Annotated in this window: 9 protein-coding genes, 1 other RNA gene and 1 pseudogene; 6 read left to right on the forward strand and 5 right to left on the reverse strand. The window is 71.7% G+C overall.

Annotation, left to right across the window (positions count from 1 at the left end; all coding sequences use genetic code 11):
• Positions 1-6: 6 nt before the first annotated feature.
• The 3 genes from D457_RS0112430 to D457_RS0112440 form a co-directional block, all read right to left on the reverse strand.
• A complete protein-coding gene (locus D457_RS0112430) occupies positions 7-870 on the reverse strand; it encodes a deoxyribonuclease IV (RefSeq protein WP_017580996.1) in 864 nt (287 codons plus the stop codon).
• Positions 871-930: 60 nt separating this feature from the next.
• Positions 931-1,752 (reverse strand): alpha/beta fold hydrolase, encoded by an 822-nt coding sequence (locus tag D457_RS0112435; protein ID WP_017580997.1) that lies wholly within the window; start codon positions 1,750-1,752, stop codon positions 931-933.
• A gap of 102 nt (positions 1,753-1,854) precedes the next feature.
• Positions 1,855-3,240 carry an FAD-binding oxidoreductase gene (locus D457_RS0112440; RefSeq protein ID WP_026116580.1) on the reverse strand — a complete coding sequence of 462 codons (1,386 nt, stop codon included), beginning with the start codon at positions 3,238-3,240 and terminating at the stop codon, positions 1,855-1,857.
• Positions 3,241-3,281: 41 nt separating this feature from the next.
• Here D457_RS0112440 and D457_RS0112445 point away from each other — a divergent pair, with 41 nt between their 5' ends.
• From D457_RS0112445 to D457_RS36415, 6 genes are all read left to right on the forward strand, one after another.
• On the forward strand, positions 3,282-4,286 hold the full coding sequence (locus D457_RS0112445) for a helix-turn-helix transcriptional regulator (RefSeq protein WP_239646082.1): 1,005 nt from the start codon (positions 3,282-3,284) through the stop codon (positions 4,284-4,286).
• A 4-nt stretch (positions 4,287-4,290) separates the two neighbouring features.
• Positions 4,291-5,163, forward strand: a complete 873-nt coding sequence (locus tag D457_RS0112450; RefSeq protein ID WP_017581000.1) for a Nif3-like dinuclear metal center hexameric protein — start codon at positions 4,291-4,293, stop codon at positions 5,161-5,163.
• A 112-nt stretch (positions 5,164-5,275) separates the two neighbouring features.
• Positions 5,276-6,037, forward strand: coding sequence for a zinc ribbon domain-containing protein (locus D457_RS0112455; protein WP_017581001.1), 762 nt, complete (start codon positions 5,276-5,278; stop codon positions 6,035-6,037).
• Positions 6,034-6,675: a histidine phosphatase family protein gene (locus D457_RS0112460; RefSeq protein WP_017581002.1), complete on the forward strand. Its 642-nt coding sequence runs from the start codon at positions 6,034-6,036 to the stop codon at positions 6,673-6,675. Before D457_RS0112455 ends, D457_RS0112460 begins: the two co-directional genes overlap by 4 nt.
• 53 nt (positions 6,676-6,728) lie before the next feature.
• Positions 6,729-7,112: RNase P RNA component class A (gene rnpB / locus D457_RS34085), an RNA gene on the forward strand.
• Positions 7,113-7,475: 363 nt separating this feature from the next.
• Positions 7,476-7,625, forward strand: a complete 150-nt coding sequence (locus D457_RS36415; protein WP_169542738.1) for a hypothetical protein — start codon at positions 7,476-7,478, stop codon at positions 7,623-7,625.
• Here D457_RS36415 and D457_RS0112470 read toward each other — a convergent pair.
• Positions 7,574-9,937: a SulP family inorganic anion transporter gene (locus D457_RS0112470; RefSeq protein WP_017581003.1), complete on the reverse strand. Its 2,364-nt coding sequence runs from the start codon at positions 9,935-9,937 to the stop codon at positions 7,574-7,576. The two genes, D457_RS36415 and D457_RS0112470, sit on opposite strands and share 52 nt — an antisense overlap.
• A gap of 324 nt (positions 9,938-10,261) precedes the next feature.
• Positions 10,262-11,275, reverse strand: a pseudogene (locus D457_RS36160) (hypothetical protein); the annotation flags it as partial.

Raw genomic sequence — 11,275 nt, forward strand, 5'->3', positions numbered from 1 at the left:
GGCGGCTCAGGTTTCGGCGCGCAGCTTCTTGAGGGTGACCACGTCATCGGCGTGCGGACCCTCCGGCCCCGGGGTCTCCAGGGTGATGGGCACCCCCGCGGTCACCGGGTGGCGGAAAAGCTCCGCGAAGGGCTCGGCGCCGATGTGGCCCTTGCCGATGTTCTCGTGCCGGTCCTTGTTGCTGCCGCAGGGCGCCTTGGAGTCGTTGCCGTGGATCAGCTTGAGCCGGTCCGCGCCGACCACCTCGCCGAAGCGGTCCAGGGCCTCGCGCATGCCCTCGACGGTGGAGATGTCGTGCCCGGCCGCGAACAGGTGCGCGGTGTCCAGGCACACGCCCACGTTCGGGTGCCAGTCCAGCGCCTCGAAGTAGGGGACGAGGTCGTCGACGGTGGCGCACAGGACCTGGCCCTGCCCGGCCATCGGCTCCAGCAGCAGCGGGGGCACGTCCTCGCCCAGGCGCTCCAGCATCGGCAGCAGGCGCTCCCGGGCGCGGGCCAGCCCGTCCTCGCGGGTGCCCGAGACGGCCGAGCCGGTGTGCATGACCGCGCCCAGGGCGCCGATCTGCGCGCTGCGGCGCAGAGCGTGCTCCATCGAGGTGATGGACTTGGCGGCGGTCTCCTCGCTGGGGGTGCCCGGGTTGATCAGGTAGGGGGCGTGCACGAACACGGGCAGGTCGGTGCGCTCGCGCATCTGAGCGTCCTGGGCCGGGTCGCCGCCGTTGGTGGCCCACCCGCGGGGGTTGGACACGAACACCTGGACGGTTTCGGCGCCGATCTTCTCCGCGTAGGCCAGACCCTTGGTGGCCATGCCGCCCGCGACCGGAACGTGCGCTCCGACCGGGGACTGGGGTCGCTCTTCGGTGTTGTTCATCGCCGAACCACTCTAGGCGCGGAGACGAGGTGGGTCGGGCGTGCCCCCGCTCACAGGGCCTCAGCGGCGGTCGCGGAGTTCGGCGAGCAGGGCGGGCAGTTCCCAGAGCACGGTGATGTGGCCGTGTCCGGGCAGTACCCGCAGGTCGGCGCCGGGCACCAGGGCGGCGGTGTGCGTGGCGTGCGCTAGCGGCACCACGGTGTCCTGGTCGCCGTGCACGACCAGGAACGGTGCCCTGGCGGCGTTCGGGTCGAACTCCCAGGGGCGGCCCTGCACCCAGGAGTCCTGGGCGTAACCGCCCACCCCCTGGGCGAAGGCGTCCTTGGCCGCGGCGGCCAGGTGCGGCACGTGCTGGGTGGCGAACAGTTCGAGATCGGGGGCGGGCAGGTCCGAGGAACGATCGCCGAGATGGTCCTCGGCCCAGGCCAGGGCGGCTTTTTCGTCGGGCAGGCGCATCATGGTGCACTCGTCCTCCCGGTAGCCCTCCCAGGCCGGTTCCCACGAGAAGTCGGTGACCCCGCCCAGCACGACCGTGCCGAGCACCCGCTCGGGCAGCAGGGTGGCGGTGACTACCCCGTAGGGCCCGCCGGAGGAGTGCGCGGCCACCAGGAAGCGGTCGATCCCCAGGGCGTCGGCGAGGGCGGACGCCTCCCCGGCCCAGTCGGTGAGCGTGCGCCCCGGGGCGGGGGAGGAGCCGCCGTAGCCGGGCCGGTCCGGGGTGATCACCCGCAGCCCTGCCGCGCCGAACTCCTCGTGCTGGTCGCCGAGGTTGCGTCGGCTCATCGGGGCACCGTGGAAGAACAGGACGGGGGTGCCCCCGGGGTCGCCGATGTCGGTGTAGGCGACCGTGCGTCCGTGGAGTTCGACCGTGGTGTCCCGCATCTGGCGCGTCCCCGCTTTCGTTGGCAGTCCCTGAACGCTAGGCGCTGTCCGCCACGGCCCGCAAACAGTGAGCAGAGCGGCGTTGCAGGGCCGCTGGTGTGCTCAGCCGCCGGTGGGGGAGGGGATCGGGCGGTTGGTGTGGATGCGTCCGTGCGGGTCCACGCGGTCCCGGATCTGCGCGAGCCGCCGCAGGTCGTCGGGGGCGAACATCGCGCGCACCTCCTCCTCGGTCACCGCACCGAAGCTCAGGTTGGCCGACCGGCCCCGGGCGCGGTTGCTCAAGAGCGCGGCAGCCTCGGCGCGCAGGGCGCGCGCTTCGCCGGTGTCGGGCTCGGTGAAGGTGAGCACGCTCAGGGCGTAGGCGGCATCCCGGTGGCCGACAGCTCCGGGCACCTTGGGTGGCCGGGCCAGGGCACCGCCCAGGTGGCGCAGCCAGACCACGCTCATGAACGGGCGGTCGGCGGTGGCCAGCCGTTGGAGCTCGGCCAGGGCCTCGGGGGTCAGGGCGTCCACCAGGAGCCCTTCGCCGCGGAACCCGGCTGGGTCGTCGTGTTCGTCGAACACCGTGCCGGATTCGGTGTAGGGGAGTTCGCGCAGGGTGTCCCTCAGGACCGGGGCCAGGTAGTACAGCGGCTCGGCCAAGGCCGGGCCCTCCTCCGGCGGCCCCGCCCAAGCCAGGGAGATCTGCACGATCAGCCGCCCGCGCATGGGTTCGGGCACGCCCTCCATATCCGGGTAGACCAGGGCGGACACCCCGGAGGTGAGTTCCTCGGGTGTTCCCTCGGCCCATCGGCGCCAGCCGTCCAGGGCCCGCGGGGTGCCGGTCGCGTCCAGGTACAGGCTGCCCCCGTACAGGAGGGACACCGGGAACAGGTCGAACTCCATCTCCGTGACCAGTCCGAACGAACTTCCGCCACCGCGCAGCGCCCAGAACAGGTCCGGGTCGCTGTGGGCGTCCACCAGTCGGAGGTGCCCGTCGGCGGTCACCAGGTCCATGCTTCGGACGTGGTCGGCGGCGTACCCGTACCGGCGGCCCATCAGGCTCAGACCGCCGCCGAGGGTGTTGGAGACCGCACCCACCCCGGGGGCACTGCCCGAGAGCGGGGCCAGCCCGTGCGGGGCGGCGGCGTCGATCACGTCCTGCCAGGTGGCCCCGGCGTCGACAACGGCCGTGCGGTGCCCGGGGTCGATCCGGACCCGGTTCAGCCGCCGGGTGTCCACCAGGATCCCGCCGCGCAGACCGGTGCCGTGGCCGTGGCCGCTGCGCTGGGCCGCGACGGAGCACCCGAGTTCGGCGGCGACCGCCACCGCGGCGCGCACGTCCTCGGCGTCGGCGGCCTCCACGACGGCGTCCGGTGCGTGCCGGTCCACCTGCTGCATCCCGGACCGGCCCCGTTCGTGGCCGGGGCTGCCGGGGGCGTGTACCGGCCCGCTTACCCGTTCCCGCAGCGCCTTCACGACCTGTGTCTGTTCCGTGGTCTCACTCATGGGGCCACCGTAGGAACCCATGCGGTCACATCCTGGCCGCAATGGCTGGCAGCATGGAAGACATGCGCGAACGGATCGGGGCGGGCGGGGAGGTCCGGGAAATCGGGGATTCGGTGCGGGGAACCCTGCCGCAGCGGTTGCTGCGGCTGCTGTCCCTGCTTCAGGTCCGACGTGAGTGGAGCGGCGCCGAACTCACCGAACGGCTCGGGGTCAGCGCCCGCACCCTGCGCCGGGACGTGGAACGCCTGCGCGACCTCGACTACCGGGTGGAGGGCACCCCCGGTGTGGCGGGCGGGTACCGGCTGGCCTCCGGGCAGGACCTGCCGCCGCTGCTGCTGGACGACGAGGAGGCGGTGGCGATCGCGCTGGCCCTGACCACCGCCACCGGGTTCGAGGACAGCGCGCTGCGCGCCCTGGCCAAACTCGAACGGGTCCTGCCCGCCCGGCTGCGCCCCCGGCTGGCGGCGGTCAGCGGGGCCGCGTCCGTGGTCCGGCACCCCGAGGCTCAGGGGGCGGACCCGACCGTGCTCGGGATGCTGGCCGCCTGCCGCCACGATCGTGCGGTCACCGACTTCACGTACCGGGACCGGGCCGGGAACCGCAGCGAACGCCGGGTCGAGCCCCACCACCTGGTCTCGCACGGCGGCCAGTGGTACCTGATCGCCCACGACACCGATCGCGACGACTGGCGGACCTTCCGGGTGGACCGGCTGCACGACGCGCGCCCCACCCACGGCCGTTTCCAGCCCCGGGAGCTGCCCGCGCTCGACCCCGCGACCTTCCTCACCCGGCTGTTCGCCCGAGGCACCTACCGGTACACGGTCACGATGACTCTGGACCTGGCCGAGGAGGAGGTGCGCGGGCGGTTGTACGGGCCGCTGCCCGGCCGGATCGAACCCCGCGGCCCCGAGTGCTGCGAGGTCCGTCTCAGCGCGGGCTCCCTGGATTTGGTCTGCCAGTACACGGCCGCGGTGCTGTCACTGGGCGCCACCGCCGAATGGGACGCCCCCGCCGAGGTCACCACCCGGCTGTCGGGAATGCTCTAGTCTCTTGGCCGTGAGCACCTCGACCGCGCAGCCAGTCACCCTGTCCGACGTCACCGCCGCCTTCGAGGAGGTCTACCCGCCGCGGTGGGCGGCCTCCTGGGACGCGGTCGGTCTGGTCTGCGGCGACCCCGCGCAGACGGTGGAGAAGATCCTGTTCGCGGTCGACCCGGTGGACGCGGTGGTCGACGAGGCCGTGACCTGGGGCGCAGACCTCGTCATCACGCACCACCCGCTGATGCTGCGCGGGGTGACCAGCGTGGCCGCCGACACCCCCAAGGGCCGGATCGTGCACCGCCTGATCCGTTCGGGGGTGGCCCTGTACACCGCGCACACCAACGCCGACACCGCCGCGCCCGGGGTGTCCGACGCCCTGGCCCGCGCGGTCGGGCTCACCGGCCTGCTGCGCCCGCTGGAGCCCGATGCCACCGACCCCGAGGGGCGGCGCGGTATCGGTCGGATCGGTGAGCTGGAGGAGCCGCTCGTCCTGCGCGACTTCGCCGAGCGGGTCGCCCAGGGGCTGCCCGCCACCGCGGGCGGTATCCGGGTGGCCGGTGACCTGGACCGGATCATCAGCACCGTCGCGGTCTCCGGTGGGGCGGGTGATTCCCTGCTGGGTGCGGCCCGCGCGGCCGGGGTCGACGCCTACGTCACCTCCGACCTGCGCCACCACCCGGCTTCGGAGTTCATCGAGGAACCGGGCGGGCCCGCGCTCGTGGACACCGCCCACTTCGCCAGTGAGTGGCCCTGGTTGGAGGACGGAGCCGCCCACCTGGCCGACGCGCTCGGGCGCACGGGTGGTCCAGATGGGGCTAACGTGGAGATCCGCGTGTCAACCACCGTGACGGATGCCTGGTCACGGACCTTCCAGCACGCGTAGCGCACAGGTAGTGCACATACGGACCACGTGTAGCAACTGCTCGACCACCACAACTGCACAGGGCGCGGGCGGCCTCCCCGGCCTCCCAACCGCGATTCTCAGGAGACCCCAAGTGAAAGCCGAACCCGCCGCTCAGGCCAGACTGCTCGACCTTCAGGAGCTGGACACCCAGCTGGAGCGTCTGGACCACCGTCTCCGGAGCCTGACCGAGATCGCCGAGGCGGCCCAGCTCAAGGAGCGCGTCGACGCCATCGACGCCGAGCTCATCACCGCCCAGACCAAGGCCTCCGACGTCGAGCGCCACCAGCGCAAGGCCGAGAGCGACGTCGACCAGGTGCGCTCCCGTGCCGACCGCGACGCCAAGCGCCTGGAGTCGGGCCAGATCACCAACGCCAAGGAGCTGCAGAACCTGCAGTCGGAGATCGAATCCCTGGGCCGCCGCCAGGCCGAGCTGGAGGAGGTCGTCCTGGAGGTCATGGAGCAGGCCGAGGGGCTCGGCACCGAGGTCGCCCGCCTGACCGAGGAGCGCGAGGCGGCGGTCGCGAAGTTCACCGAGGTCACGGCCCGCCGGGACACCGCCGCCGCCGAGATCCAGTGGGACCGCACGCGCGTCACCCAGGACCGCGAGCGGGTCAGCGCGGAGATCCCCGCCGACCTGCTGGCCCTGTACGACAAACTGCGCGCCCAGTACGACGGTGTGGCTGCCGCCCCGCTGCGCTACGGCCGCTGCAACGGCTGCAAGCTGGCGCTGAGCACCGTCGAGCTGAACGAGATCCGCGCCACCGCCGCCGACCAGATCGTGCGCTGCGAGGACTGCCGCCGCATCCTGGTGCGCACCGAGGAGTCGGGTCTGACCGCCCCCGTCGTCGAATGAGCACCGGCTGGGGCGGGCCGGACACCGAGCCGACCCGTCTGGTCCTGCTGCGGCATGGCCAGACTCCGCTATCGGTGGAACGCCGCTTCGCTGGGCGCGGGGACATCCCGCTCACCGACGAGGGCCACGCCCAGGCCGAGGCGGCCGCGCGCCGCCTGGCCGGGTGGGGGATCGAAGCGGTGGTCTCCTCGCCGCTGCTGCGCACCCGGCAGACCGCCGGGTACGCGGCGGACCTCCTCGGCCTCGCCGTCGAGGAGGACGAGGGGTTCGTGGAGACCGACTTCGGAGCCTGGGAAGGGCTGACCTTCGCCGAGGCCCGCGAGAGCGACCCCGAGCAGGTCAGCCGGTGGCTGTCCGACCCCGAGACGGGCCCGCCCGGCGGCGAGAGCTTCGCCGAGGTCTCGCGCCGCGTCGGCAAGGCCCGCGACGCCCTCCTCGAACGCCACCGCGGCCGCCGCGTCCTGGTGGTCAGCCACGTGACCCCGATCAAGGTCGCTGTCCAACAGGCGATGCTCGCCCCGATCGGCGCGCTGTACCGGATGCACCTGGACACCGCGTGCCTGACCGAGGTGGACTGCTACGCCGACGGACCCCAGGTGGTGCGTTCGCTCAACGACACCGCACACCTGGAAACCTAGGGCCCTTCGGGGCCGCCGTACCCCTGTGGGCCGGTAGACTGACCGGCAGAGGGGGAGTCGGCCAGACGGTCGCGGACCCGCGCCCAGCGCGGGTTCGAGGAAAGTCCGGACTCCACAGGGCAGGGTGGTCGGTAACACCGACCCGGGGTGACCCGCGGGACAGTGCCACAGAAAACAGACCGCCACCGCTCGCGGTGGTAAGGGTGAAACGGTGGTGTAAGAGACCACCAGCGGTCGGAGTGATCCGACCGGCTAGGTAAACCCCACCCGGAGCAAGGTCAAAAAGGGAACCTTCGGGTTCCCGCGCGGATGTTCGAGGGCGGCCCGCCCGAGTCCGCGGGTAGACCGCACCGAGGTCGTCGGCAACGACGGCCCCAGATGGATGACCGTCCGGTTCTCAGAACCGACAGAATCCGGCTTACCGGCCGACTCCCCCTCCTGCCTTCTCCTTCCCCCGCGCCTGCCGTCGAAAAGACGGAGGCGGCGCAAGCGGGTATGAGCGTCCGGAATCCGGCCTGGTGCGTAAAACCCCTGCACTCCCCGATGATCTTGCTACCAGGGGCGAGATCGGCGCCGATCTCGCCCCTGGTAGCAAGATCATCCCTGAAAAGGGGAGCCGGTCACTGGGTTACGGGTACGGGCTTGCAGCCCGGCGGTGATGGTCTGATCCCCTGGGGCACCGGTAGATTGGGGCTGCGCTCCGTACCCCGGTTGCTTCCCGGAGCGCGAACGCCCGTGGGCCGACATTTGCCGGGGTCGACGGCCCGTCGGGCATCCGCGTTCACGGGAATGGGTGACTCTTGTTCGAATCCACCGCCTTCTGGGTGGTCCTCTTCGGCCTGCCGATCCTGGCTATCGTGGTGATCATTCTGCTCGCCACGTACCAGGCCTCAGGTGTTCAGCAGGACGGGCGGGACGACGCGCCCGACGACGACTCGTCCAACGACTGATCCGGTGCCGCGCCCCCACGCGGGTGCGGTACCGCCTCGGGCACGTCCTGGACGCTCTGGACGGGGGAGAACTCACCGGTCCCAGCGTCCAGCAGGTGCACCCTGGCGGTCTCCAGGTCGTAGTACATCCCGGACAGGGCCAGCTCACCCGACTCCACCCGTTCGCGGACGGCCGGGTAACCCATGAGGTTACCGAGCTGTTCGATCACGTTGGCCTGGGACAGGCGGCGCAGCGCCTCCGGTGCGGGCAGTCCGGCCAGTTCGCCCCGGTGCGTACCGGCCCGGCGCAGGCTCCCCCGGCCGTTGGCCAGCCACCGGCGGATGTGGGTAGTCTCGGCCTCGTCGGGGCCCTCGTGGGTCTTCTCCGACAGGGCCTGCATGGCCGCGCAGTGCGAGTGGCCGCAGACCACGATCGAGGGCACCCGCAGGACGTTGACCGCGTACTCCACCGCCGCGCCCACGGAACAGTCGGAGCTACCGTGCGGCGGTACCAGGTTCCCCACGTTGCGCAGGGTGAACAGGTCGCCCGGGCCGCTCGCGGTGATCAGGTTCGGTACCACCCGTGAGTCCGCGCAGGTGATGAAAAGCGCGGTCGGGGACTGGCCGTGCGAGAGTCGGCTCATCACCGAACGCATCCGGTCCGCCGTGCCAGCGTGGTACTCACGGGCGCCGGCGGTGAGCAGCCCCAGCGGATTCGGTGCCAGATCGGCCCCCGATTCCCGGCGCATGTCCCACGGGGCCCACCAGCGGCCCTTGGGGATGGTCTTGGCGACCGGCGCCGAGTTGGTGGAGCTGCGCGCGTACCACTTCTCGTGGACCTCGTCGATGTCGACGCTGCCGCCGGTGCGCTCGTGGTCCACCCGCCAGGCGTGGATGGCTTCGAAGGCGGCGTGGTCCATGAAGTCCACGTGCAGGTCCAGGTCGACCTTGGCGCCCTCGGGGACGGTGCGCAGCACGTGCGCCAGCCGGGGCACGCCCAGGAAGGTGAGCGAACCGTGCACGGTGACGTGCACGCGGTCGGCCCGCTCCTCGGTGACCACGGTCAGCTTGGTCAGGCGGCGCAGCGCCATGATCATCGCCAGCGCGAACCCGATGAACACGCCCTCCAACAGGCCGAGGAAGACCACACCCGACAGGGTCACCAGGTAGATGCTGGCCTCGTGGTGCCTGCGCAGGTTGCGCAGGTGGGCCAGGGACACCATCTGCACGCCGATGAACACGAGCAGTGCGGCCAGGGCGGGCATCGGGATGAGCTCGACCACGTGCGCGAAGAAGGCGACGAACAGCAGGATCCACACACCGTGCAGAATGGTGGAGAGCGGGCTGCGGGCCCCGGCCCGCACGTTGGCCGTGCTGCGCACGATGACACCGGCGATGGGCAGACCGCCGAGGGCGCCGCTGACGGTGTTGGCCGCGCCCTGACCGCACAGTTCCCGGTTGAGCTGGACCCGGCGGCCGTTGTGCAGGCGGTCGATCGCGATCGCGGCCAGCAACGACTCCACGCTGGCGACCATGGCGACCGCGGCCACGGCCAGGGCGATGCCGTGCCACTGGCCGGACTCGGGCAGCATCGGGCCGTTCCAGGCCTCGGAGAGCGAGGCGGGCAGGGCCACGGTCTCCACCTCCCAGCGGCCCATGGTGGCGATGGCGGTAGCGGTGCCCACCGCGACCAGCGCGGCGGGGACCATCCCCGGCCGAACCTTGCCGATGGCGGGCAGCCGGTTCCAGCCGAACATGATCGCGACGGTGATGACGCCGACCGCGACCGCGGCGGTGTGGTTGTGCGCGATCTGCTGGGGCAGGTCGGTGATGTTGGCCAGGGCGGAGCTCTGCGGGGCCCCGCCGAGGACCACGTGCAGCTGGGCGAGGGCGATGGTGACGCCGACCCCGGCGAGCATGCCGTGCACGACGGCGGGGGAGACGGCGAGGGCGGCCCGCGCGATACGGAAGGCCCCCAGGGCGAGTTGGACCAGCCCGGCCAGCAGGGTGATCAGGCAGGTGACCCGCCACCCGTAGGTCATGATCAGGTCAGCGACGATGATGGTCAGACCGGCGGCCGGGCCGCTGACCTGGACCACGGATCCGCCGACCAGACCGGCGACGATACCGCCGACGACGGCGGCGATGATCCCGGCGATCAGTGGGGCGCCGGAGGCTACGGCGATCCCCAGGGACAAGGGGACGGCGACCAGGAAGACCACGAGGGAAGCGCCGACGTCGGCGGCGATTCCCTTGCGATCCGTGTGGGTCCCGGGCAGCGAGGAGGTGGCCTCCTGCCGACCGGGTGGTGCTCCCTGGGCGTCGTTGCGCATGGTTACTCCGTTCGGGTTGGACCAGGCATGTGTATGCGTCGGCGCACGAGGACGGAAGTGTCCGGAAGTGGGGGTGCGCAGCTGAACGCGTGACGACAACGGGACCGCGAAGGGTGCTTCGTCAGTAACTAACTGTAGTCAATGCTGGTGACTATGTGTTACATACTGTTGTGCTCTTGGTAACCAATTTCCCGACTTCACACGTCCCCTGGACAAACCGGGACAGAAAAAACCGAGGTGGCGGGGGTTGTCCCGCCACCTCGGATGTGTGAAGTGGTGATGCCTGGGCCGCGATGTCCGAACCAGGGCCGCTAGGGTCGCGCCCTAGCGGAAGCGGCCGTCCTCGTAGCCGCCTTCGTAGTAGTCCGGGCCCGGAGCGGGGCGACCGTAGGGGTCCTGGCCGCCGTAGCCGTCCTGGCCGTAAGGACCCGGTCCCTGCTGCTGCCGGGGGCCGTCCTGGCCCTCGTTCTCGCGCGGTGGCTGCCAGCTGTCCAGCGGCGGGTAACCGTAGTCGGGTTCCGGCGGCTGCGGCGGAAACCCGCCGCCCAGAACGTCGGAGTACCCGCCAGGCCCGCCAGGAGCGGCGGGGCCGCCCGGGCCGCCCTGCTGGCCGGGGTGCGACGGGTGGCCGTAGGGGTCGCTCTGCTGTGTATGACCCGGGTAGGCCGTGGGGAGGTCGCCGCGAAGCTGCCCGGCCGGGTAACCGCCGGTCGGGTAGCCGGGCCCCGCCGGGTAGGCCGGACCGACCTGGCCACCGGACGGGGCCGGCGGCAGCGCGGAACCGTGGTCGAACGGCGAGGGCTGACCGGGGTTCTGCCCCCCGCCCGGGACCGTCGGACGGCTCGGTGCCCCGAAACCGCCGGTGTCCTCCTGGCCGCCCCACAACGGCGCGTTGCCGCCGCCGTGCGCGTCCTGGTTGCCGATTCCGGACTGGTAGTCGGGTCGGTTGTGGGTTCCGCTGTCGAAGGAGTTGCGCTGGTGGGTGCCGCCGTCGTTGCCCATGCTGCCCTGGTAGTCGGACCGGGAGAACGAACCACTGTCGTAGGCGGGGCGGGTGTGGGTACCGGTGTCCTCGCCCATTCTGTTCTGGTACTCCGGCCGTGCGGGGCCGCCGTGGTTGCCGATTCCGCTCTGGTTGCCCAGCCCGCTCTGGTAGTCAGAGCGGGAGAAGGAGTCGGTGTCGTAGGCGGGGCGGGTGTGGGTACCGGTGTCCTCGCCCATTCTGTTCTGGTACTCCGGCCGTGCGGGGCCGCCGTGGTTGCCGATTCCGCTCTGGTTGCCCAGCCCGCTCTGGTAGTCAGAGCGGGAGAAGGAGTCGGTGTCGTAGGCGGGGCGGGT

The sequence above is a fragment of the Nocardiopsis valliformis DSM 45023 genome, assembly GCF_000340985.1.
Classification (GTDB): domain Bacteria; phylum Actinomycetota; class Actinomycetes; order Streptosporangiales; family Streptosporangiaceae; genus Nocardiopsis; species Nocardiopsis exhalans.

Bases quoted from the DNA above. Each gene is read 5' to 3' on its own strand.
- D457_RS0112440 (WP_026116580.1), bottom strand. From the start codon at position 3,240: ATGAGTGAGACCACGGAACAGACACAGGTCGTGAAGGCGCTGCGGGAA.
- D457_RS0112470 (WP_017581003.1), bottom strand. From the start codon at position 9,937: ATGCGCAACGACGCCCAGGGAGCACCACCCGGTCGGCAGGAGGCCACC.
- D457_RS0112460 (WP_017581002.1), top strand. From the start codon at position 6,034: ATGAGCACCGGCTGGGGCGGGCCGGACACCGAGCCGACCCGTCTGGTC.
- D457_RS0112430 (WP_017580996.1), bottom strand. From the start codon at position 870: ATGAACAACACCGAAGAGCGACCCCAGTCCCCGGTCGGAGCGCACGTT.
- D457_RS0112445 (WP_239646082.1), top strand. From the start codon at position 3,282: ATGGCTGGCAGCATGGAAGACATGCGCGAACGGATCGGGGCGGGCGGG.
- D457_RS0112435 (WP_017580997.1), bottom strand. From the start codon at position 1,752: ATGCGGGACACCACGGTCGAACTCCACGGACGCACGGTCGCCTACACC.